This window comes from Salmonella sp. JXY0409-18, assembly GCF_020268625.1.
Lineage (GTDB): Bacteria > Pseudomonadota > Gammaproteobacteria > Enterobacterales > Enterobacteriaceae > Salmonella > Salmonella enterica.
In genome coordinates, this window is the sequence record NZ_CP084216.1 from 168716 (window position 1) to 192780 (window position 24065).

Here is a 24065-nt window from a genome sequence, read left to right on the forward strand (position 1 = left end):
AGGGAGAGGATATCGCCTTCATATTTCGAACTGCAGATGCGTTGGCTCTCCTCGCTCACCCCAGTCACGTACTTATGTACGCTCCTGGGGATTCACTGCGTTGCCGCCTTCCTGCAGCTCGAACTATTTTGGGGATACTTAACTGTTAAGCTTTTTTACCTGCCAGCAGTTCCAGCACTTCATCCACGCTGGTGGTGTGCGCCAGACGTTCGATCACGGATTCATCATCCAGCGCGTTGGTCAGACTAGTGATGACCTGGATGTGCTCATTGTTACGTGCGGCGATACCAATGACCAGACGGGCAATATCGTCTTCTTCTTCACCGAAGCGTACGCCTTCCGGATACTGGCAGAACACCACGCCGGTTTTCAGCACGCGGTCTTTCGCTTCTACCGTGCCGTGCGGTACTGCGATGGATTCACCGAGGTAAGTCGGCGTCAGCTTTTCGCGGTCCAGCATCGCCTCGACGTATTCCGGCTCAACATAGCCGCCTTTCACCAGTTGTTCACCGGCAAAGCGAATCGCCTCTTCTTTGTTAGCGGCTTTACGGCCCAGGAAGATATTCTCCGCGCCCAGCTTGAACAGGTTGTTATCACCCTCCTCAAAGCTGTCTTTCAGATGGTCGCGTACTTTCTCTTCATTAGTATTGTGGCGCTGTGCGGCAACCAGACGTTCGGTCAGGCTGGTGTACAGGCCGCTATCCAGGAAGTTGGTCAGCGAAATATGCTGCGCCTGCGGTACCTGACGCATCGCGCGCTCGGTAAGGTCACGGTGAGTAATGACCAGATCCACATCCGGCGGCAGATTGTTAATGGCGCTGTTGGTGACGGAGATCTGGCTCAGGCCCGCATCCTGTACTTTCTTACGCAGTACCCCTGCGCCCATCGCGCTGGAACCCATACCGGCATCGCAAGCCACGATGATTTTACGCACATGGCTCAGGTCGTTGGTCACGTCGCCAGCCGCCAGCGGAGAGGCGCCTTTAGATTCCGCTTTCATGTCCTGCATACGACGGGTGGCCGCTTCAATGTCATCTTCTTCTTTCACTTTGCTGGTTTTCAGCAGAATTGCAGACACCACGAAGGACACCGCCATTGCCGCCACGATGGCAGCGATGTTAGCGAAGTAAGCGCCTTTTGGCGTCATCGCCAGTACCGCCAGAATGGAACCCGGAGATGCCGGAGAGACCAGACCGCCGTTCAGGATGGTCAGGGTGAATACGCCGGTCATACCGCCGAGAATCACCGCCAGAATCAGGCGTGGGTTCATCAGCACGTACGGGAAGTAGATCTCATGGATACCGCCCAGGAAGTGGATAATTGCCGCGCCGCCCGCAGACTGTTTAGCGCTGCCACGACCGAAGAACATGTACGCCAGCAGGACGCCCATCCCCGGACCCGGGTTAGCTTCAATCAGGAAGAAGATGGATTTACCCATCTCATGGGACTGCTGGATACCCAGCGGTGAGAAGATGCCGTGGTTAATCGCGTTATTGAGGAACAGGATTTTCGCCGGTTCAACAAAAATGGACGCCAGCGGCAGCATATCGTGCGCCACCATGAAGTTAACGCCCGCCGCCAGAATTTTGGACAGGACTTCAACCGCCGGACCAATACCGAGGAACGCCAGGATGGCGAGGATCATACCGATGATGCCAGCGGAGAAGTTGTTCACCAACATCTCAAAACCGGATTTGATCTTACCGTCTACCCAACTGTCGAATTTCTTAATGCAGTAGCCGCCTAATGGACCGGCGATCATCGAGCCGAGGAACATCGGCATATCCGCGCCGACAATAACGCCCATGGTAGTGATAGCGCCCACTACGCCGCCGCGTTCGCCGCCAACCAGACGACCGCCGGTATAACCGATGAGCAGCGGCAGCAGGTAGGTGATCATCGGACCAACCAGTTTCGCCAGCGTTTCGTTAGGCAACCACCCTGTTGGAATAAATAATGCGGTGATAATACCCCACGCGATAAACGCGCCGATATTAGGCATCACCATATTGCTGAGGAATCGACCAAAGCTTTGCACTTTGATCTTAATATCGGATGACATAAAAACACCCCTTCTTATGTTGCTGTCGCGCAGGCTGAAAGCCCGAGGTTTGTTAATGTAGCGGCAGAGGTAGCCGGACCCTGTAGTGTAGATACTGCGCAATCTGGCACTGAATCGTTCAACTGTCCAGACAGGGACAATTTATGTGATTTGTGTCACATAAATATAGGGGGTAGAGAGGTAATTGATGTGATATTGATCACAAAGTGGCTGTGTAAAAAAACAACGAATCTAATTTTTAGCTCTTAAAAGGCAATTTTATGTGAGATATTTCACATTTTTATTTTGGTGCTTTGTTGAATTTTTGTGATCTTCTTCACAAGAAATTTTAAGCCCGGGTAACGTCAATACGATCCGGCAAACATTTTGTCGCGAGCCTTCTCACGTTATGTCATTCAGCAACCTCTTTTTGCGTCTCTTTTCGTCTTATTTGAGCCATACTATGATTTTTACTGGTTGGCAAAAAGGACACGGCATGAAACTCATCGGTAGCTACACCAGCCCTTTTGTGCGCAAAATCTCTATTCTGCTGCTCGAAAAGGGCATTACCTTCGAATTTATTAATGAATTACCCTACGAGGCGGATAACGGCGTGGCGCAATACAACCCTCTGGGTAAGGTGCCAGCGCTGGTGACGGAGAAAGGGGAGTACTGGTTCGATTCGCCGATCATCGCGGAATATATTGAGCTGTTGGATATCGCGCCAGCGATGCTCCCGCGTGACCCGATGGCAGCGCTTAAAGTTCGCCAGCTCGAAGCGTTGGCTGACGGTATTATGGATGCAGCGTTGGTGTCTGTACGCGAACAGGCGCGCCCGGCGGCGCAACAATCGGAAACGGAACTGCTGCGCCAGCGGGAAAAAATCAACCGCAGCCTGGATATGCTCGAAAGTTATCTGAGCGACGGGACGCTAAAAACGGATACGGTCAATCTGGCGACTATCGCGATTGCCTGTGCGGTAGGCTATCTCAACTTCCGCCGGGTTGCGCCCGGCTGGTGTGTTAGCCGCCCCCACCTGGTCAAACTGGTCGAAACGCTTTTTCAACGCGAAAGCTTTGCCCGCACCGAAGCGCCAAAGGCTTGACGCGCATTATGTCCGCCTGAGCAAACTCACGTTACAATCCCCCTTATGTCGATATCCCTCTCCCGCCAGGAGAGGGCCACCAACAGCCAGGCATTTTCATGACAAGCGAAACGCGTACACTCTACAGCCAGCTTCCTGCTATCGATCGCTTATTGCACGATAGCGCTTTTCTTTCTCTGCGCGATCGGTATGGCCATACCCAGGTGGTTGATCTGCTTAGGCGGATGCTTGACGACGCGCGCGACGTCATACGGAATACGCAAACGCTTCCCGACTGGTACGCAGACTGGGCGCAAGAGGCGAAACTCCGGCTGGAAAATGCGGCGCAAAGCGCGCTGCGCCCGGTGATTAACCTGACGGGGACGGTGCTGCACACCAATCTTGGCCGCGCATTGCAGGCGCAAGAAGCGATTGAGGCGGTAACGCAGGCGATGCGCGCGCCGGTGACGCTGGAATACGATTTGGATGGCGCCGGGCGGGGGCATCGCGACCGGGCGCTGGCGACGCTATTATGCCGTATCACCGGGGCGGAAGACGCCTGTATCGTCAATAACAATGCGGCGGCGGTATTGCTGATGCTGGCGGCGACCGCCAGCGGCAAAGAGGTAGTGGTTTCGCGTGGCGAGCTGGTCGAAATCGGCGGCGCGTTTCGTATTCCGGATGTTATGCGCCAGGCGGGCTGTACGCTGCATGAAGTGGGCACCACCAACCGGACGCACGCGAAAGATTACCGTCAGGCGGTAAATGAAAATACCGGGCTGTTGATGAAGGTGCATACCAGTAATTACAGCATTGAGGGCTTTACCAAAACGGTAGAGGAAGCGGAACTGGCGGAAATCGGGCGAGAGCTGGATATTCCGGTGGTGGCGGATCTGGGCAGCGGTTCGCTGGTGGATTTAAGTCAATATGGCTTACCCAAAGAGCCGATGCCGCAGCAGCTCATTGCCGCAGGCGTCAGCCTGGTAAGCTTCTCCGGCGATAAGTTGCTGGGCGGGCCGCAGGCCGGGATCATCGTCGGCAAAAAAGCGATGATTGCCCAACTGCAAAGCCATCCGCTGAAACGCGCTCTGCGCGCGGATAAAATGACGCTGGCGGCGCTGGAGGCCACGTTACGTCTGTATCTGCACCCGGAAGCGTTGGCGGAGAAATTACCCACCCTGCGTCTGTTAACCCGCAGTGAAGCGTCGATTCGCGAACAAGCGCAGCGGTTACAGGCGCGGCTGGCGGCACGTTACGGCGATGAATTTGCGCTGGAGGTTAAACCCTGCCTGTCGCAAATCGGCAGCGGTTCATTACCGGTAGACCGCCTTCCCAGCGCCGCCATGACCTTTACCCCGCACGACGGGCGCGGTAGTCGGCTGGAGGCGCTGGCGGCTCGCTGGCGCACGCTGCCTGTACCGGTCATTGGCCGAATTTATGATGGCCGTTTATGGCTGGATATGCGCTGTCTTGAAGACGAAAGCCGGTTTATGGAGATGATGCTGAAATGATTATTGCAACTGCCGGACACGTAGACCACGGTAAAACAACGTTGCTCCAGGCGATTACCGGGGTCAATGCCGACCGTCTGCCGGAAGAGAAAAAACGCGGGATGACTATCGATCTGGGTTACGCCTATTGGCCGCAGCCGGATGGCCGTGTGCTGGGCTTTATCGATGTGCCTGGGCATGAAAAATTCCTCTCTAACATGCTGGCGGGCGTAGGCGGTATCGATCACGCTTTGCTGGTGGTCGCCTGTGATGACGGCGTCATGGCGCAAACGCGCGAGCATTTACAGATCCTGCAACTGACGGGCAATCTCCAGCTCACCGTCGCGCTGACCAAAGCCGATCGCGTGGACGAGGCGCGTATCGGTGAAGTACGAGAAGAGGTACTGGCGGCGCTCGACAACTATGGCTTCGCCGATACCGTTTTATTTGTCACCGCTGCCAATGAAGGACACGGTATTGCAGAACTTCGCGCTCATTTACAGCAGCTTCCTGCACGTTTGCACGCCGCGCAGCATCGCTTCCGTCTGGCTATCGACCGTGCGTTTACGGTGAAAGGGGCGGGACTGGTGGTGACCGGAACGGCGCTGAGCGGAGAGGTGAAGGTAGGTGATACGCTGTGGTTAACCGGAGTAAATAAACCGATGCGGGTGCGTAGCCTGCACGCACAAAATCAGCCTACCGACCATGCGCACGCCGGGCAACGTATTGCGCTCAATATTGCGGGCGATGCGGAGAAGGAACAGCTTAACCGCGGCGACTGGCTGCTTTCCGATGCGCCGGTGGGGGAAGCTTTTTCCCGGGTGATCGTTTCTCTGGCACTTCATGCGCCGCTTTCCCAATGGCAGCCGCTACATATTCACCATGCCGCCAGCCATGTGACCGGTCGCGTCTCTTTGCTGGAAGGCGGGCTGGCCGAGCTGATCTTCGATACGCCGTTGTGGCTGGCCGATAATGACAGACTGGTGCTGCGTGATATTTCCGCACGCGCCACCCTTGCCGGCGCACGCGTGGTGACGCTTAAGGCGCCGCGTCGCGGTAAACGTAAGCCAGATTATTTGCACTGGCTTTCAACGCTTGCCGCCGCGCAGGACGATAGCGCGGCGTTGGCCATTCATCTGGAACGCGGCGCCGTCAACCTGCCGGATTTCGGTTGGGCGCGTCAGCTTAATCCTCTCGGTATGCGTCAGCTTATTGAGCAACATGGTTTTATCCAGGCCGGAGACAATCTGCTAAGCGCGCCCGTCGCCGCCCGCTGGCAGCGTAAGATTCTCGATACGCTGGCGACCTACCACGAACAGCACCGCGATGAACCGGGGCCGGGACGCGAGCGTTTACGCCGCATGGCCCTGCCAATGGAAGATGAAGCGCTGGTCCTGATGCTGATCGAGCGGATGCGCGACGACGGCCTGATTCATAGCCATCACGGTTGGTTGCATCTGCCGGATCATAAAGCGGGATTTAGCGATGAGCAGCAGGCCGTCTGGCAAAAAGTTGAACCGCTATTTGGCGATGAGCCCTGGTGGGTACGCGATCTGGCGAAAGAGACCGGAACGGAAGAACAATTGATGCGGCTGGTGCTGCGGCAGGCGGCACAGCAAGGCATCATTACCGCGATCGTAAAAGATCGGTACTATCGTAACGATCGGATTGTCGCTTTCGCCAATATGATCCGCGAGCTGGATCAAGAGAGAGGATCAACGTGTGCGGCGGATTTTCGCGACAGGCTGAATGTAGGGCGGAAACTGGCTATTCAGATTCTTGAATATTTTGACCGGATTGGATTTACACGACGCCGTGGGAATGATCATTTATTACGTGATGCATTATTATTTCCGCAAAAAGAATGAAATGGTTAAATTAAATCAGAAATGAATCAATACAATTATTGAGTTGATTTATAAAAGCACATCAGGAAATTAACCTAATGTGCTTTTTATTTTTCTGACTTCTTAAAATAGTCATCGTGATCATATTATTAGGATAATTTCACCCGTATTCTTCGCACCTTATTCTGGTAATTAAGGACAGTATAATGGCAGCTTCAACGTTTTTTATTCCTTCCGTGAATGTAATTGGTACCGATTCATTAAAGAACGCAATGAATACGATGGCGGAATATGGTTTTCGCCGTACATTAATTGTTACGGATGCTATGCTGACAAAATTAGGGATGGCGGGTGATATTCAAAAAGCGCTACAGGAACGTGATATTTTTAGCGTGATTTATGATGGTACGCAGCCTAACCCTACCACCAGCAATGTGGCAGCTGGGTTGAAGCTTCTGAAAGAAAATGGCTGCGACAGCGTTATCTCGCTGGGCGGCGGTTCCCCGCACGACTGTGCGAAAGGTATCGCTCTGGTGGCGGCGAATGGCGGCGATATTCGTGACTATGAAGGCGTTGACCGCTCCGCGAAACCGCAGTTGCCGATGATTGCGATTAATACGACCGCCGGCACCGCGTCTGAAATGACCCGTTTTTGTATCATCACCGACGAAGAACGTCATATTAAAATGGCTATCGTCGATAAACACGTTACGCCGCTGCTCTCTGTCAACGACTCCTCTTTAATGGTTGGTATGCCGAAATCCCTGACGGCGGCAACCGGTATGGATGCGTTAACCCACGCGATTGAAGCTTATGTTTCCGTTGCGGCAACGCCTATTACCGATGCCTGCGCGTTGAAAGCGGTAACGATGATTGCGGAAAATCTGGTTGTTGCGGTTGAAGAGGGGAGCAATGTCCAGGCGCGTGAAGCGATGGCTTATGCTCAGTTTCTGGCGGGAATGGCGTTTAACAATGCGTCGCTGGGCTACGTTCATGCTATGGCGCACCAACTTGGCGGTTTCTACAACCTACCGCACGGCGTATGTAACGCGGTTCTGCTGCCGCATGTGCAGGTATTCAACAGCCAGGTAGCGGCGGCTCGCCTGCGTGATTGCGCAGCGGCGATGGGCGTCGATGTATCAGATATGAGCGAGGCGGAAGGCGCGCAGGCGTGTGTGGCGGCCATTCGCCAACTGTCGCAGAAAGTCAACATTCCGGCGGGACTGCGCGAGCTAAACGTGAAGGAAGAAGATATCCCGGTTCTGGCGACCAATGCTCTTAAAGATGCCTGTGGTCTGACGAACCCGATTCAGGCGACTCACGATGAGATTGTGGAAATTTATCGCGCGGCGATGTAACGCCTTTGCCCGGTGGCGCGGACGCTTACCGGGCCTGCGTAGACGATGCAGGCCGGATAAGGCGTAATACGTTAGCTTCGGTCGAGTTTTTGCTGCGCCAGCCAGACGGCGCCCAGCCTGCCCGCCTGATTTCCCAGTTGGCAGGGCTGAATCGGCACCTGGAGCGCCTCCCACATTTCAAACGTTTCAAGATGCCGCGTCAGGAGCGGGTAGAGTTTTTCCTGTTCGCTTATTCCTCCGCCGATCAGCACCACGCCCGGATCAAACATAGAGATCACGCTGTAAACGCCGCGTGACAGATAACGCGCCCAGTCATTGACCGCCTCACGCAGATGAACATCGGTCGCCATTCGTTCGAAGATCACATCCGCAGGCGGCATCTCTTCGGCAGGCAGCGCCAGCGCCTGGCGGCACGACGCCATTAATCCGCTGGTTGACGCGATTTTATGCATACTTTCGCCATTGTTCCCGACCGGCATGACGCCGAATTCACCGGCATGGAAATGTGCGCCGCGATACAGCTCTCGTCCGACGATAATACCGCCGCCAATGCCGGTTCCAATGGTGATACAGACCAGATTGTCATAATGCTGCCCGGCGCCTCGCCACATTTCGCCCAGCGCCGCGCAGTTCGCGTCGTTCTCCACGACCAGCGGCAGATCGGTCAGCCCGCTGAACAACTCCATCAGGTTGACGTCATCCAGGTAAGCCAGCGCGCCCGCTTTTGCCGCATGACCGTTATGGGGATTAATATGGCCGGGGAAACTGACCCCGATTGCCGCAATGTCATAGTCCTGTTGGCAACGCGCCACCACATCCTGCCATTTGCGGGTAAACGTGGAGGCGTCCTCTGGCGTATCGAATTGATGATGGGTTAATTCTTCGCCGTCACTGTTAATCACGCCATATTTGACGTGAGTTCCTCCCACATCAATACCGATATATTGCTGCATAGTGTTCTCCGTACGTTAAACAGGCACCTGTTTAGTATGGCTAAAACCAGACGGAGAAACGTAAAGGAAAGTAATTCGTGATTGCTGTCGTAAAGCGGGAAACCATTGGCGAAAAATTCACCAGTACCGTCTACCCTTGTGGAGTACCTTTACAATAAGGAGTTGGTCATGACGAACAATCCCCCTTCAACACGTATTCAGCCAGGTGAATACGGGTACCCACTGAAATTAAAAGCCCGCTATGACAATTTTATTGGCGGTGACTGGGTTGCGCCCGCCGACGGCGAATATTATCAAAACCTGACGCCAGTGACCGGCCAGCCGCTATGTGAAGTCGCTTCCTCCGGTAAAAAAGATGTCGATTTAGCGCTCGACGCCGCGCATAAGGCGAAAGATAAGTGGGCGCATACGTCAGTACAAGACCGTGCCGCTATCTTGTTTAAGATCGCCGATCGGATGGAACAAAACCTCGAACTGTTGGCGACAGCGGAAACCTGGGATAACGGTAAACCGATTCGTGAAACCAGCGCCGCCGACGTACCGCTGGCGATCGATCATTTCCGCTATTTCGCCTCCTGTATACGTGCGCAGGAGGGCGGGATCAGCGAAGTTGATAGCGAAACCGTGGCCTACCATTTTCACGAACCGCTTGGCGTCGTGGGGCAGATAATCCCGTGGAACTTTCCGTTGTTGATGGCAAGCTGGAAAATGGCGCCAGCGCTGGCGGCGGGTAACTGCGTAGTGCTTAAACCGGCACGCCTGACGCCGCTTTCCGTTCTGCTGTTGATGGAAGTCATTGGCGATCTGTTACCGCCGGGCGTCGTCAACGTCGTGAACGGCGCGGGCGGCGAGATCGGTGAATATCTGGCGACCTCGAAACGTATCGCGAAGGTGGCGTTTACCGGTTCGACGGAAGTGGGTCAACAGATCATGCAGTACGCTACGCAGAATATTATTCCGGTGACGCTGGAGTTAGGCGGTAAATCGCCAAATATCTTCTTTGCTGACGTGATGGATGAAGAAGATGCGTTCTTTGATAAAGCGCTGGAGGGTTTTGCCCTGTTTGCCTTTAACCAGGGCGAGGTGTGTACCTGTCCAAGCCGTGCGCTGGTCCAGGAGTCCATCTATGAGCGCTTTATGGAGCGCGCTATTCGCCGGGTAGAGAGCATTCGCAGTGGGAACCCGCTAGATAGCGGTACGCAAATGGGGGCGCAGGTCTCCCACGGCCAGCTTGAGACTATCCTCAATTATATCGATATCGGTAAAAAAGAGGGGGCCGATATTCTGACCGGTGGGCGACGCAAGGAGCTGGATGGCGAACTTAAAGAGGGCTATTACCTTGAGCCCACTATCCTGTTTGGTAAGAATAATATGCGCGTCTTTCAGGAGGAGATCTTTGGCCCGGTGCTGGCGGTAACCACCTTTAAAACCATGGAGGAGGCGCTGGAAATCGCTAACGATACGCAGTATGGCCTCGGCGCAGGCGTCTGGAGCCGCAACGGCAATCTGGCTTATAAGATGGGTCGCGGCATTCAGGCCGGGCGCGTATGGACCAACTGCTATCACGCCTATCCGGCACACGCGGCGTTTGGCGGCTATAAGCAGTCGGGCATCGGGCGCGAAACGCATAAGATGATGCTGGAACACTACCAGCAAACCAAGTGTCTGCTGGTGAGCTATTCCGATAAGCCGCTGGGGCTGTTCTGACGCAAGAGGTAATGCCCGATGGCGCTGCGCTTATCGGGCCTACCGCATTGATATCAGCCTGGTGGTAATGCACGATGGCGCTGCGCTTATCGGGCCTACCGCATTGATATCAGCCTGACGGTAATGCCCGATGGCGCTTCGCTTATCGGGCCTACCGCGTTGATATTAGCCTGGTGGTAATGCCCGATGGCGCTGCGCTTATCGGGCCTACAAAAATTCATCGCAATATACTGATATTGCAAATCTTGTAGGCCGGATAAGGCGCAGCCGCCATCCGGCACAGTATTACCGCTCGTTGACCCAAATCCGCATTTCGCCCTCGCCGCGGTTGGCCCAGCTAAACCACGGAATGAACGTTAGCGTCTGCGGCTGGCGCGATGACGGCGCGTTATCGTAGTGCCACAACGCCTGATGCTGCGCATCTGGGGCGCTTTGCTTCTCGCCTTCAGCCTGAATCAGCATCTTATGCGCAAAAAGCCCTTTGCCCTCAAAGACCCGGAACTCACTCTCTTTCGGTAACCACAGATTATGCAGTTCTTCGCCGTTATCGGCCTGCTCAAGGCAATAGACCAGCGGCCCGCGCTGAATGGCGACCTTACCGGCGACGTGACGCGCCAGCGGATTGCCATACACGCGGCGAACCGGCATCGGCAGCGTCAGGGTTATCGTATCGCCCTCCTGCCAGGTTCGACGGATATGCAGATAACCTTTGCGAATATCCTGCTCCACTTCCAGCCCGTTGAGCGTCACTTTTGCCTCAGGGCACCAGTCCGGCAGACGTAGCGCCAGCGTGTGACGTACCGGCTGCACAGAGTCGATGGCGATCTTCACCTGCTCATGCCACGGGTAGTTCCCGCCAATCCGCAGTTTGAGCGCGCCATTTTCAACCGGTATTTCCACGCTGTTACCCACGTACATATTGATGTACAGCGCATCCGCACGCGGCGTGTAGATGTAGTGACCAAGGGAGGTGAGCACGCGGGCGATGTTCGGCGGGCAGCAGGCGCAGCCAAACCAGCGCTGGCGAATGGGCTTAACGTGATCGTAAATATGGTTGAATTTTAACGATTTTGGATGCACTTCCAGCGGGTTGACGTAGAAGAAATGCTTGCCATCCAGCGCCATACCGCCGAGGACGGTATTGTACAGCGCGCGCTCCATCACGTCGGCGTACTGGCTATCGGCTTCCATTTCCAGCATCCGGCGGGCGAACATCATCAGGCCGATTGAAGCGCAGCTTTCCGCATAGACCGAATCATTCGGTAAATCGTAATCGCAGCTAAAGGCTTCGCCACTGCTCTGTGAACCGATGCCTCCGGTGATATACAGCTGACGTTGCGCCATATTTTTCCACAGGCGCAGGCAGTCCTGGCGTTTGCCTTCATCGTTGCTCAGGCGAGCGAGATGCGCCACGCCAGTCATCAGATAGACAAAACGTACCGCGTGGCCAATGGCCGTCTGCTGCTGCGAAATTGGCAGATGCGCCTGGCTGTAGGCTTTGTCTTTGACCATCCACGCCGGGCCGTAGGTATGCCAGTAAGAGGTTTGGCCGCGTTTTTCGTACTCTTCGTCGTAGAAGTGCGGTTGGGCACCGCGCTGCCCGATAAAGTAGCTTGCCAGCGCCATATAGCGCGGCTGCTCTGTTACCTCATACAGACGCATCAGCGCCAGCTCAATTTCCGGGTGGCCAGGATAGCCGTGCAGCTGATTTTCGCCAGGGCCGAAAGTGCTGTCGATATGATCGGCCAGGCGACAAACGACGTCTAGCAGCCGACGCTTGCCGGTGGCCTGAAAGAAGGCGACGCCTGCTTCAATCAGATGCCCGGCGCAATAAAGCTCGTGGCACTCCGCCAGGTTGCTCCAGCGTTCTTGCGGGGCTTTTGCCGTAAAGTACGTATTGAGATAGCCATCGTCACACTGTGCGGCGGCCACCAGTTCAATCACCTCATCGGCGGTTTTCTCAAGCGCGGGATCGGGCTTCTGGCACAGTGACCAGGCAACCGCTTCCAGCCATTTCGCCACGTCGCTGTCCTGAAAGACCATGCCGTAAAAGTCGCCCGTCTGCTGTCCTGCGGCAATGCGGAAATTTTCAATGGCATGGCTGGGTTCAGCCTCTGGAATACGATCGTTTAACGCATCCCACTGGTAAGGAATAACCACATCGCGAACCAGTTGTTGATACTGTCCAAGGAACGGATCGCTGACCGTCAGTTTATGCAGATCGACTTCCAGTACGTTCATTTCGTGCTCCTTAAGGCTGTAGAGGTCATAGATATTCCTCGCTGACGGGGTATTTTATGGCAGTAATTTTTATTTTCGCGTTATGACCTGATTCATTTTGCCCAGATAGCGGTGAGCGACAAGGCGATAAAAGAGTAAAAAAAGATGACGATTCCGACCCATATTTAAAAATGTGAGATGGATCGAGTGAAATGACTATTTTTAGTTAATAATCAAAAGGTAATATGAAATGCGGTGCTGAATGAGCGGGAAATGACATATTAATGCTCGAATTATCCATAACATTACCGATTAAAGTCCAAAACGGCGGATTATTTATTTCTCGCGGCATTGGGCGTCATCCTGCCAGGCGTCTGCAATCGTGGGAAATTATATTTGTGGAAAAAGGCTGCCTGAAAATTCAGGAAGAAGAATGTGTTTTCTGTGTTGAAGCCGGGGAAAGCCTGTTGCTTTGGCCGCATCGCCGCCATATTGGCGTTGAGGAGTTTCCCGCCGATCTTAAATTTTACTGGCTCCATTTTGAGGTCAAAGCGCCGGACAGCGACCCGCGCTGGCTGACGCATCTTTCCGTGCCGCAGCATACCCAGGTTGCCGATCCGCAGGCGCTGATTGCGCTTTTTCGCCAGTTTATGAACGAGCAGGAAAAGCACCAGCGCAGCCCGGCGCTGGAGTTCATCGTGCTGCTGATTTTGCAGCAGCTCACCGTTGACGCCCGGCAGAATGAAAACGCCGAGGCCGCAGGCGTGTCGCTGGCCTGGAAAGTGCAGCAGCTGATTCGAACGCACTATCACCTGCCGCTTTCCAGCTCAGTTCTGGCGAAAGAACTGCATTGCAATGTGGATTATCTGGGACGCGTTTATCGGCGGGTATTTCACCTTACGCTAACGGAAGCCATCCACCGCCAGCGGGTGCGCGAGGCGGAAAAGTTGCTGATTAGCGACGCGCGTTCGTTAAAAGAGGTGGCGGAGCGGTGCGGTTTTAATGACGTTGGTTACTTTCGCCAGATCTTCCGCAAGCACACCGGCCTGACGCCTACCGCCTGGAAGCGGCGCTACAGTAAGGAACACGTTAATTCTTGAGTATAATCTTTGGCCCTCTGACAAAGCGGTTGCAAACTGAATGCCCGATGGCGCTTTGCTTATCGGGCCTACAAGAGTTCATCGCAACGTATTGATATTGCAAGTTTTGTATGTCGGATAAGGCGCAGCCGCCATCCGACATAGGCTGTTACTGCCCGTAATAGGCATTCGCGCCATGTTTACGCAGATAGTGTTTATCGAGCAGTTCAGATTGCATATCCGGTAGCTGCGGGGCCAGCTGGCGCGAGAACAGCCCCATATAGGCGCACTCCTCAAGCACCACGGCGTTGTGGACGGCATCGGCGGCATTTTTACCCCAGGCAAACGGGCCGTGTGAATGAACCAATACCGCCGGGATTTGCGCCGGATCCAGACCGCGCTCTTCAAAGGTTTTAATAATCACCTCGCCGGTCTGATACTCGTACTCGCCGTTAATTTCCTCAACGGTCATCAGTCGGGTACAGGGGATCGCGCCATAGAAATAGTCGGCGTGGGTGGTGCCCCAGGCGGGCAGATCGAGCCCGGCCTGCGACCAGATCGTCGCATGGCGGGAATGGGTATGCACGATCCCGCCGATCTGCGGATAGCGGCGATAGAGCGCCAGATGGGTCGCGGTATCGGACGACGGTTTTTTATGGCCTTCAACGACCTTACCGCTGGCGATCTCTACCACCACCATATCGTCGGCGGTCATCACCTCATATTCAACGCCGGAAGGCTTGATGACCATCAGTTTGCGCGTCTCATCGACCGCGCTGACGTTGCCCCAGGTAAAGGTGACCAGCCCGTGCGCCGGGAGGGCCAGGTTTGCCGCCAGCACCTCGGCTTTCAGTTGCTCTAACATGTGAAACCTCCTTCCTGCATCCGTGATTCAATCCAGCGGCGGGCCTGGATAATTTCCAGCACCGGCTCACTGGATTTCTCTGTCCACATCTCAATCAGAAATGAACCGCGATAATTCAGCTCATGCAGCGTTTTAAAAATGCCCACAAAATCAACGCATCCTTCGCCAAACGGCACGTCGCGGAACTGGCCGGGGCTATCGCCGGTCACCGGCAGCGTATCTTTCAGATGAATTGCGGCGATACGGTCAATCCCCAGCTTCAGCTCGGCGGTCACGTCGTTCCCCCAGGCGCTGAGGTTGCCGACGTCTGGATAAACGGTGAACCACGGTGACGAAAGCATCTCGTCCCACTTTTTCCACTTGCTGATGGAGTTCATAAACGCGGTATCCATGATCTCCACCGCCAGCATCACCTGCGCCGCTGCGGCCTGTTCCACCGCCCACGCCAGCCCTTCGGCGAAACGTTGCTGGGTGCCTTCGTCGTGTTCTTCGTAATAGACGTCGTAACCCGCCAGCTGGATGGTGCGGATCCCCAGGTCGCGCGCCAGACGGATGGCTTTGGTCATGATTTCACGCGCCCGCTCGCGCACCGCCTCGTCGCGGCTGCCAAAAGGGAATCGACGATGGGCGGAGAGACACATCGACGGGATGGCGACGCCGCTTTCCAGCATCGCGTTCACCAGCGATGCGCGTTGGGCTGGCGTCCACTCCAGGCGAGAAAGACGTTCGTCGGTTTCATCCACCGACATCTCAACAAAATCAAAACCGCAGCTTTTTGCCAGCACCAACCGCTCCGGCCAACTGAGATCTTTCGCCAGTGCTTTCTCGTAAATACCTAATGGATGATTACGCATGTTGTTATCCCCAGATGGCGTCAATTTGGGCGTGGAATTCGGCGGCGACCTGCGCCGGATGGGCGGCACCTGCCAGCGCGCGTCCGGCGATAAATGCCTTAACGTTAATGTCGCGGAACAGCGGTAGATCGGCCGGGGTAATACCACCGGTAATTGACAGCTTAAGGCCGATGTCGGACAACGCTTTCATACGCGTCAGGTCCGCCTCTCCCCACTGCTGCCCGCTGGCCTGCGCATCGCGTCCGCGGTGGTAAATCGCCTGGCGAACCCCGACGCGATACCAGTCTCGGGCGTCGTCCAGCGTCCAGTTGCCGAACAGTTCCATTTGGATTTCACCGCCGCAGGATTGCGCGACGGCATGGCCTTTCTCGACCGTGGCGAGCGGCGCGGCGCAGATGATGGTCATCCAGTTGGCGCCAGCGCCAAAAGCCTGCTGCGCCAGGGTTTCACCGGCATCGGCCACTTTCCAGTCGGCGACGATGATTTTTTCCGGGCACTGCGCTCGCAGGGCTTTCACCGCGCTAAGGCCTTCGGTTAAACAAAGGATGGTTCCGGCCTCAACGATATCGACATGATCCTGTAGTAGGGCGACATCGCGTTGGGCTGCTTCCAGACTGGTGTGGTCGAGCGCCAGTTGCAGTAATGGTCGGCTCATAATGCGTGCTCCTTAATACGGGCGTGATAGCCCTGTAGTGCTTCAATCAAATCCTGGTATTGGCGGTATTTGCGCTGGTAGAGGGCGTGTGCGGTCATGTCCGGCAGCAGCGTGCGCACCGGGTGCTGCAGGTCGCGTTGGGCCTCGCGGAAATCGCGATATACGCCAGTGCCGACGCGGGCAGCCAGCGCCGCGCCGAAGCAGCCGGTCTCCTCCACCTGCGGCAGTTCAATGCGTAAACCGCTGACGTCCGCCAGCATCTGCATCCAGACGTCGGAGTGGGCCGGTCCGCCGGTAACGCGCAGGGCGCAAACGTCGGTAAAACGTTCACGCATGCGGTTGAGGTGGGTCATATGGCTGAAGACCACGCCTTCATAAATCGCCTGCAGCAGGTGCGCGCGGGTGTGCAGCGCCTGCATGCCGTAAAAACCGCAGGTCATCTCCAGTCCGGCATTGCTGCCGTAGAGAAACGGCAGAAAAAAGAGGTCGCTACCGGCTTTCGGCAGGCTGGCGACCGCCTGATTGATCTCGTCAAAAGAGAGGTCGCCCCACTGGGCGGTAAACCATTCAAGGTTGCCGGAGGAGGTCGGGCTGGCTTCGTGAACGATATACTGCCCGTCATTGACGTAGCGGCCATAGACGTAAGGGTGGGCCTCATGGTCGCGCAGACCGTGAGCGATGCCGCTGGTGACGGCCCAGGTCCCCATCACCGCATTGAGCGTTGATTCATCCTCAATACCGGCGCAAAGGGCGGTGGAAACCACGTCAAACAGGCCGCCGACGACGGGGGTACCCGCCGCCAGACCGGTGATGGCGGCCGCCTGAGCGGTGATCTCCCCGCATATTTCGGCTGAACCCACCACGGGGGGCAGCGCGCTATCGATTTCACTGATGCCCAGCCACTCGGTCAGACGTGAGTCGTACTGGCCCGTCGCCATGTTGTAGAGGTTGGACTCGGAGATGTTGCTCTCTTCGCAGCCCTTCACGCCGGTTAAGCACCAGCGCAGATAGTCATGCGTCATCATGACGCTGCCTATCTGCGCGTAGCGCTGCGGCTCATTCTCTTTTACCCAGCGTAAAAGGGAGACCGGATGTCCGGTCCACAGGGTTTGCCGGGTCAGCGGGTAGAGTTTTTGCGGAACCGCTTCTTTTTGCCAGCGCTGGACAATTTCCATGGCGCGACGGTCGGAAGAGAGTATCGCTTTACCTAATGGCCGATCGCTTTTATCTAACAGAAACAGGCCCTTACCCTGAGCGGAAATGCCCAGACCGCGGATTTGTGAGCCGCTCACCCCCGTGTGCGTCAGCAGTTTGTTGATGACCGAGCCGCACTGTTGCCACAGTTCGGTCATATCGCGTTCAACCCAGCCTGGCTGCGGGCTTAAAGCGTGTAGCGGCAGGCGTTGCACCGCTACTTCCCGGCCTGCGCCATCGTACAACCCGGCTTTTAGCCAACTCCCACCACAATCTAACCCCAGCCAGTAATTGCTCATGACTTATTGCACCTCGTCCACGGCTTTCAGGAGATCGGCGCCCTGCGGGTTGTCTTTCAGGAACATATCGCGCACCTGGCTGCCCAGCGCATCGCTGAAGGCTTTACGGTCGATGTCGGTCAGGACTTCAACTCCGGCTTCTTTCATGCCATCGATAATTTTTTGCTGATCTTCGGCGACCAGTTTGCGCTGATAGTCACCCGCTTCTTTGGCGGAACTCAGCAGTGCCTCCTGGAACTGCGGGCTTAAAGCGTCGAATTTGGCTTTATTGATTACCAGCAGCAGAGGCGAATAGGCGTGATGAGTGAGGGAGAGGTATTTCTGTACCTCATAGAATTTCGCTGACCACACGACGTTGATAGGGTGTTCCTGGGCATCAATCGTACGGGTTTCGAGGCCGGTATAGACTTCGGAGAATGGCATCGGAATAGGGTTCGCGCCGAAGATTTTAAAGGCCGCGATATTCATTGGGCTGTTGTTAGTGCGGATTTTTAAGCCTTTCAAATCGCCCGGCGTTTTTACCGGCGCGCGGGAGTTGGTGACGTCGCGCCAGCCGTTTTCCCAGTAGGCGAGGACTTTTAACCCTTTTGAATCGAGTGATTTTTTCAGTTCATTGCCGACTTTGCCGTCGAGCGTTTTATGCGCATGCGCGGTATCGCGAAACAGGAAGGGGACATCAAGTAAGTTGAATACAGGGGCCAGGCCGGTGAAATTGTTCGAACCGGACATTTCCATATCAATGGTTCCGCCGCGCACCCCGCTGATCATTGCCTGGGCGTTACCTAATGTGCTGTCAGGAAAGAGTTTTAGCGTTAATTCGCCGTTAGTTTTTTCTTTTAATAGTTCGTTAAATTTTTTCGCGGCAATATGTTGGGAGTCAGTTTGCGGTGTTTCATAACCAAAACGTAAAGATTGCGCCGCCAGAGACGACACGCTGAAAACCGTCAGACCAGCTATCAATAATGAACGAGCAATAACGTGTAATTTCATAATATTATCCTTTAATTAATCCATTTAAGCGGTGTGATAATTAGCTCGGGAATAAAAATAAATAAAACCAGCAGCGACATCAGTACGACAACGTAAGGGAATACGCCTCTTACCGCGTCATCAAATTTCAATTTTGCTACCCCGGAAATAACGTTGAGGACGTTGCCAACGGGCGGTGTGATTAATCCAATAGAGCAGTTAATAATGAACATGACGCCGAAATAAATCGGATCAATATTGGCTTCTTTAACTAATGGCAATAATACAGGGGTAAGAATTAACACCGTTGGCGTTAAGTCCATCACCATACCGACGACCATAATTGAGATCATAATGACGATAAATAAGAGTCGCGGAGAGTCGACCAGCGGCTGCAGCAAATCTGACACCATCATGGGTAATTCCGCGATCGTAATCAGCCAGGCGGATACCTGGGCCGCGGCCACCAGAAACATGACGACTGACGTCGTTTTGGCGGCATTGACCAGCACGTGGTAGAGACTGGAAAACGTTAATTCCCGATAGATAACTACGGCGACAAAGAGGGCGTAAAACGCGGCGACCGCCCCTGCCTCCGTTGGCGTGAAAAGTCCGGAACGGAAGCCGCCGATAATAATCACCGGTAGAAACAGCGCCCAGATACCTGAAACCAATGATTGCCAGATTTCACGCGGTGTTGCTTTAGGCTGAGAAGGGAGATTTAATCGCCCGGCCTGCCACCACCAGGTGAGCATAAGCGCCGCGCCCATCATGATGCCCGGTGCGATCCCGGCCATAAACAGCTTGCTGATCGACAAGCCGCTGGAAACGCCGAAGATAATAAAAGGAATCGAGGGCGGAATAATTGGCGCAATGATCCCGCCGGAAGCGATTAACCCAACGGAGCGGTTGATCGGATAGTTTGCGGAGCGCATCATCGGCACCAGCAGCGCGGCGACCGCAGCGGTATCTGCTACCGCAGAGCCGGAAAGGCTGGCCATAATCATTGCCGCAATGACGCCCACGTAGCCCAGGCCGCCGGGCTTATGGCCGACCAGCTTCATCGGCAGGTCGACAATTCGCTTTGACAGGCCGCCCGCGTTCATGATTTCACCGGCCAAAACAAAAAAGGGAATGGCCAGCAGGGAGAAACTGTCCGCGCCGTTAACCAGGGTTTGCGCCATAATCTGCACGTCAAACATATCCAGGTATGCCATCAGAGCAGCGCCGCAAAGCAGCAGCGACCAGGCGATGGGTAAACCTATCGCGATCCCGCCGAGCAGGCAGCAGAGAAATATCACCACGGCCATGATTAGGCTCCTTGCTGTGGTTGTTGAAAGGAATCGTTACGCGTTATTAAGTGATAAAGCCGACGCAGCTCGATTAACGCGATGGCAACGCTTGTGGGCAGACAGGCGATATACATCAGGCCGATCGGTAAACCGAGGATTGGCGAGTGATCGCTCCAGTCCTGCAACGCTTTTTGCAGGCTGCCCCAGCCTAATGCGAGGCATAACAATAAAATCAGCGAATGCGTCAGCAGCGAGAGTCGACGCTGATTCGCTGGCGAAAGTTTTTCCACCACAAAAGTAACCTGAACGTGAGCGTTATCCATAAATGCAACGATGGCGCCAATAAACGTCAGCCATACAAATAGATAACGTGATAGTTCATCTACCGACAAAATACTGCTCTCAAAACCGTAACGTAAAATAACGTTAATAAATACAATGCAGGAAAGTACGGCAATTAATACCGCAAGTATGCCCTCAAGTACCCGCTTCATAACGACTCCATCAGGTTATAGAAACTTATTTCTTTCGATGCTGAATAGTGGAACTTAATTTCTTATGTTTGGTTTATATTAGGTCGGCGCAACGTTGAGTTGCAGGCCGAGAATTAAGGTGATTATGTTTAATTCAGGTTAGCGGCTTGTGGCCTTTTTCATCATGTTAATACCATCGCGTAATATATTTATGCGGTGATTAATATCGGCGCTGGCATTGATTTCCAACAATTTAATACCGGTAAACTGCAACAGTTCGGGAGCTGCGGCGGTAATGAGTTCTTTAACATGTTTCTCCGTCATCAGGCTTTGTGGACAGAAAGGTGCAAACGGAGCATGGAGGTCCTGCCATTCGCCGTATTCTCCATCCAGCGTTGTACCGGAGAACATCAGCGCCCCGAGTTTTCCAGCCTGTTTGGCCTGCTGCGTGTGGATCAGCGGTAGAGAGGTATCCCGCCCTTCAATAGCCGAGCGCGCCCAGTTAATGCAGACGCTTATGTCATAGTCGGCAATAGTTTCCAGTACGTTTACTAACGGTAAGAATCCTTTGCGCGGTGCGGGGCCGGTCATCGCGTCGCAGTGTTCAAGCACCAGGTCGCAGGACCAGTCCCAGTTGGCAATCTCTTTTAATGAGCGCGCAAAGGCGTCGGTTGCCTGCGCCACGTTCGGATTGCCCGCCAGTGGGGCGGCATGAAGCTCAAGGGCTATGACTTTGCCGGGGGTTTTCGCATTGAGTTTATTTATCTTCTGATAAAGATGACGGTAGTATTCCACGCAGGCTTTACGCTGCTCCTCGTCACTGGACGCTAATCCAAAACCACCGTTTTCGCTACGGCGGCGCATGGTTTCCATTATCGCGGTGACCACGATTTGCCAGTTTCCCGGTGTATGGCGCAATAACCACTCGTCGCCGAGCGGGTGAAGATGTTCAAGACAAGGCTGCTCCAGCCCCCGGATATCCGGAGTATCAGAGAGTTGCCGCCAGAATTCCGTCTCTTCCTCTTCACTCTTCTGGTGAAATGAGGGTGCACAAGGGTACGCACCGATAATATAACCGGTATTATTTTTCATTTTGTGCTCCAGTAAACTCTATTTTATAAAACGTCTATGGCGACTTTTACGACTATTTTCCGTATCGGCGTAGCAATGTTTTTATTACAACCTGGACGATGAACATCCTGCGGGAAAAACAGGGCATAACTTCCCGGTATCATTTCAATGAATGATTCATGTTCACTGTCGTGATAAAAAATAATATCGCGCTGTTCTAATAATGACTCGCTGATTCGATTATTACCGGTATCAATGGCAACCCCAATTTTCTCTTCGCCCCATGCCAGAAACTGAATATCCAGATAGCGGCGATGGACTTCCGGACGATTTTCAGCAGCATCGCGGGTGGTCATATCGATAATCTGCGCGAAGATATTTTTGCCGTCGATTTCCACTACGCCGGGTTCCAGCGTGCGAAAGTCGGTGGTACGTAAAAAGTGAAGCGCTTTCTCGATCGCGGCTGGCAAATGACATGGATTTGGCTGCGCGATATGTCCAAAAATCATGATGTGGCTCCTTACAGCGCCTGAATTTTGGCCCAGACGCTGTCGTCAATGGTGATACCGTGACGGCGGTTGTCATCCAGCAATTTGGTAAATTCGTGGCCGGGCAGCCGAATCGCGACGTTGTCGTCAGCACGTTCAGCGGTGGTGATGAAATCCATAATCCGCTGCAGTTTGGCATCGCGGGTTGCGCCATCGATCAGCTTATCCACTTCTATGGCGATGAAGATCTGCGAAACGCCATATTCATCGCTGTTTTCCTGGGTCACTTCGGCAACGGAAGAGCCGTTGGAAAGCAGGGTGGCAATCATGTCCAGCACAATCGACAGACCAGATCCTTTCCAGTAACCCATCGGTAAAATGCGGCGATTTTTCTCGATAACGCCCGGTTCTTTGGTCAACTGACCGTTATCGTCGAAACCGCCGTCCACCGGCAGTTCGCGGCCGGCCAGGCGGTTAACCTCCAGCATGCCGTAAGAGAACATCGACATCGACATATCTACCATAGTGATCGGCGTAGACGGGATGGCGACGATCAACGGATTGGTACCGATACGGCACTCTTTCGCGCCCCACGGCGGCATGACGGCGATGGAGTTGGTCCAGCAAATGCCGATATAGCCTTTTTCCGCCGCCTGCCAGCCGTAGCTGCCGCCGCGCATCCAGTGGTTAGCATTACGTAACGCCACCAGGCCAATACCATGATCGGAAGCCAGCTCGATGGCCCGGTCCATCATCTTTTTCGCCGTCAGGTTGCCGATAGCGCGCTGAGCATCCCACTGTTCGATGGCGCCGAGGCTGGTAACCCGCTGCGGTTTAGCATCAGGAATAATGTCGCCGTTATCTAGTTGCTGAATGAAGCGGGGAAAGCGGTTCACGCCGTGGGAATAGACACCGGACTCGGTGGTGCGAGCGAACATTTCCGCGCAGGCGTCGGCGGTATCTTCCGCAATATTCCGCGACCGCAAGACGCGGTAGAAGGCCCCTTTTAACTCTTCGAAAGTTACTTTCATCCCTGTTCTCCTGGTCGATTGTTAGAAATTTTAGTATGTTTTTTTGTCGATAAATTTCATAATACGAAATGTAGTTCCAAATATATAGATCAAAAATTGACATGGCAACGCCAGAGAAGGTTTTTAAAAACGATTAAAATCATCGGGTTATGTTTTTTATGCTGATATCGTGAACTGCAACACACTTTGAGCTACCATCTGATCGCCCAAGAAAGGAGAGAGTTTTCTGATGAGCCAGAACAACGATAAAGAGAAGCCTGCGGGGAGTCAGAGCCTGTTTCGTGGCCTGATGTTGATAGAAATTTTGAGTAACTACCCGAACGGTTGCCCACTGGCGCACCTGTCGGAGCTGGCGGGGTTGAACAAGAGCACCGTCCATCGTTTGTTGCAGGGGCTTCAATCCTGCGGATACGTGACGCCAGCGCCGGCGGCCGGGAGCTACCGTCTGACGACAAAGTTTATTGCCGTCGGCCAAAAAGCCCTGTCATCGCTGAATATCATCCACGTTGCGGCACCGCACCTTGAGGCGCTCAACCTGACCACCGGCGAGACGGTGAATTTTTCCAGCCGTGAAGATGATCACGCTATCCTGATTTATAAGCTGGAACCGACCACCGGTATGCTGCGCACGCGTGCCTACATTGGCCAGCATATGCCGCTGTACTGCTCGGCGATGGGGAAAATTTATATGGCGTTTGGTCAGCCGGATTATGTGGCGTCTTACTGGGAAAGCCATAAAGATCAGATCCAGCTGCTGACTCGCAACACCATTACCGATTTACCAGCAATGTACGATGAGCTGGCGCAAATTCGTGAAACCAGCATGGCAATGGATCGCGAAGAAAATGAACTGGGCGTTTCCTGTATTGCTGTGCCTGTGTTTGATATTCACCATCGGGTGCCTTACGCCATTTCTATTTCACTGTCGACGTCACGGCTAAAACAGATCGGCGATAAAAATCTGCTCAAACCGTTGCGTGAAACCGCACAGGCTATCTCTAATGAGCTGGGATTTACCGTTCGCGAATAAGACAGCTCACCAGGTTTTATCAGGCATCTGACAAAATTTGTCCGTTTGCGTAGTGGGATCAAAGC

At 54.2% G+C, this 24065-nt stretch carries 20 protein-coding genes; 7 read left to right on the forward strand and 13 right to left on the reverse strand.

Going from position 1 to position 24065, the window contains the following annotated elements; translation table 11 throughout:
• Nucleotides 1-145: 145 nt before the first annotated feature.
• Nucleotides 146-2062: a PTS mannitol transporter subunit IICBA gene (gene mtlA / locus LDB27_RS00810; protein ID WP_000093290.1), complete on the reverse strand. Its 1917-nt coding sequence runs from the start codon at nucleotides 2060-2062 to the stop codon at nucleotides 146-148.
• 475 nt (nucleotides 2063-2537) lie between these two features.
• On the opposite strand from mtlA, the gene LDB27_RS00815 reads away from it, so the two are divergent.
• The 4 genes from LDB27_RS00815 to yiaY all read left to right on the forward strand — a co-directional run bounded on the left by LDB27_RS00815 (nucleotide 2538) and on the right by yiaY (nucleotide 7820).
• Nucleotides 2538-3146: a glutathione S-transferase gene (locus LDB27_RS00815; protein ID WP_000766675.1), complete on the forward strand. Its 609-nt coding sequence runs from the start codon at nucleotides 2538-2540 to the stop codon at nucleotides 3144-3146.
• 98 nt (nucleotides 3147-3244) lie between these two features.
• Nucleotides 3245-4636, forward strand: a complete 1392-nt coding sequence (gene selA / locus LDB27_RS00820) for an L-seryl-tRNA(Sec) selenium transferase (protein WP_000200188.1) — start codon at nucleotides 3245-3247, stop codon at nucleotides 4634-4636.
• Nucleotides 4633-6483 (forward strand): selenocysteine-specific translation elongation factor, encoded by a 1851-nt coding sequence (gene selB, locus LDB27_RS00825; RefSeq protein WP_023230722.1) that lies wholly within the window; start codon nucleotides 4633-4635, stop codon nucleotides 6481-6483. Before selA ends, selB begins: the two co-directional genes overlap by 4 nt.
• A gap of 185 nt (nucleotides 6484-6668) precedes the next feature.
• Nucleotides 6669-7820, forward strand: a complete 1152-nt coding sequence (gene yiaY, locus LDB27_RS00830) for an L-threonine dehydrogenase (RefSeq protein ID WP_000741520.1) — start codon at nucleotides 6669-6671, stop codon at nucleotides 7818-7820.
• A gap of 71 nt (nucleotides 7821-7891) precedes the next feature.
• Here yiaY and LDB27_RS00835 read toward each other — a convergent pair whose 3' ends face one another.
• Nucleotides 7892-8773, reverse strand: a complete 882-nt coding sequence (locus LDB27_RS00835) for an ROK family protein (protein WP_001188271.1) — start codon at nucleotides 8771-8773, stop codon at nucleotides 7892-7894.
• Nucleotides 8774-8941: 168 nt separating this feature from the next.
• Here LDB27_RS00835 and aldB point away from each other — a divergent pair, with 168 nt between their 5' ends.
• A complete protein-coding gene (gene aldB, locus LDB27_RS00840; RefSeq protein ID WP_000183993.1) occupies nucleotides 8942-10480 on the forward strand; it encodes an aldehyde dehydrogenase AldB in 1539 nt (512 codons plus the stop codon).
• 285 nt (nucleotides 10481-10765) lie between these two features.
• Here the strand turns inward: aldB and LDB27_RS00845 are convergent, their stop codons facing one another.
• Nucleotides 10766-12721, reverse strand: coding sequence for a glycoside hydrolase family 127 protein (locus tag LDB27_RS00845; RefSeq protein ID WP_001101498.1), 1956 nt, complete (start codon nucleotides 12719-12721; stop codon nucleotides 10766-10768).
• A gap of 263 nt (nucleotides 12722-12984) precedes the next feature.
• Here LDB27_RS00845 and LDB27_RS00850 point away from each other — a divergent pair, with 263 nt between their 5' ends.
• Complete coding sequence (locus LDB27_RS00850; protein ID WP_000891808.1) at nucleotides 12985-13800, forward strand: AraC family transcriptional regulator; 816 nt, start codon at nucleotides 12985-12987, stop codon at nucleotides 13798-13800.
• 148 nt (nucleotides 13801-13948) lie between these two features.
• Here LDB27_RS00850 and araD read toward each other — a convergent pair whose 3' ends face one another.
• The 10 genes from araD to yiaK all read right to left on the reverse strand — a co-directional run bounded on the left by araD (nucleotide 13949) and on the right by yiaK (nucleotide 22970).
• Nucleotides 13949-14644, reverse strand: coding sequence for an L-ribulose-5-phosphate 4-epimerase (gene araD / locus LDB27_RS00855; RefSeq protein WP_000893171.1), 696 nt, complete (start codon nucleotides 14642-14644; stop codon nucleotides 13949-13951).
• Nucleotides 14638-15498, reverse strand: coding sequence for an L-ribulose-5-phosphate 3-epimerase (locus LDB27_RS00860; RefSeq protein WP_001244030.1), 861 nt, complete (start codon nucleotides 15496-15498; stop codon nucleotides 14638-14640). Before LDB27_RS00860 ends, araD begins: the two co-directional genes overlap by 7 nt.
• 4 nt (nucleotides 15499-15502) lie before the next feature.
• Nucleotides 15503-16153, reverse strand: a complete 651-nt coding sequence (gene ulaD / locus LDB27_RS00865; RefSeq protein WP_225519905.1) for a 3-keto-L-gulonate-6-phosphate decarboxylase UlaD — start codon at nucleotides 16151-16153, stop codon at nucleotides 15503-15505.
• The gene (locus LDB27_RS00870; RefSeq protein ID WP_000074077.1) at nucleotides 16150-17646 is read right to left on the reverse strand and encodes an FGGY-family carbohydrate kinase; all 1497 of its coding nucleotides are present in this window, start codon (nucleotides 17644-17646) and stop codon (nucleotides 16150-16152) included. The genes ulaD and LDB27_RS00870 overlap by 4 nt, the downstream gene beginning before the upstream one ends.
• A gap of 3 nt (nucleotides 17647-17649) precedes the next feature.
• Nucleotides 17650-18636: a 2,3-diketo-L-gulonate TRAP transporter substrate-binding protein YiaO gene (yiaO, locus tag LDB27_RS00875; protein WP_000766343.1), complete on the reverse strand. Its 987-nt coding sequence runs from the start codon at nucleotides 18634-18636 to the stop codon at nucleotides 17650-17652.
• An 11-nt stretch (nucleotides 18637-18647) separates the two neighbouring features.
• Nucleotides 18648-19925 (reverse strand): 2,3-diketo-L-gulonate TRAP transporter large permease YiaN, encoded by a 1278-nt coding sequence (gene yiaN / locus LDB27_RS00880; RefSeq protein WP_000301822.1) that lies wholly within the window; start codon nucleotides 19923-19925, stop codon nucleotides 18648-18650.
• A gap of 2 nt (nucleotides 19926-19927) precedes the next feature.
• On the reverse strand, nucleotides 19928-20401 hold the full coding sequence (gene yiaM, locus LDB27_RS00885) for a 2,3-diketo-L-gulonate TRAP transporter small permease YiaM (protein WP_000832316.1): 474 nt from the start codon (nucleotides 20399-20401) through the stop codon (nucleotides 19928-19930).
• Between the two features lie 138 nt (nucleotides 20402-20539).
• The gene (locus LDB27_RS00890) at nucleotides 20540-21472 is read right to left on the reverse strand and encodes a DUF4862 family protein (protein WP_000794984.1); all 933 of its coding nucleotides are present in this window, start codon (nucleotides 21470-21472) and stop codon (nucleotides 20540-20542) included.
• Nucleotides 21473-21495: 23 nt separating this feature from the next.
• Nucleotides 21496-21960, reverse strand: coding sequence for a YhcH/YjgK/YiaL family protein (locus LDB27_RS00895; RefSeq protein WP_000576060.1), 465 nt, complete (start codon nucleotides 21958-21960; stop codon nucleotides 21496-21498).
• A gap of 11 nt (nucleotides 21961-21971) precedes the next feature.
• Nucleotides 21972-22970 (reverse strand): 3-dehydro-L-gulonate 2-dehydrogenase, encoded by a 999-nt coding sequence (yiaK, locus tag LDB27_RS00900; protein WP_000869008.1) that lies wholly within the window; start codon nucleotides 22968-22970, stop codon nucleotides 21972-21974.
• A 229-nt stretch (nucleotides 22971-23199) separates the two neighbouring features.
• Between yiaK and yiaJ the strand changes: the two genes are divergently transcribed.
• The gene (gene yiaJ / locus LDB27_RS00905; protein WP_225519906.1) at nucleotides 23200-24000 is read left to right on the forward strand and encodes an IclR family transcriptional regulator YiaJ; all 801 of its coding nucleotides are present in this window, start codon (nucleotides 23200-23202) and stop codon (nucleotides 23998-24000) included.
• Nucleotides 24001-24065: the final 65 nt, after the last annotated feature.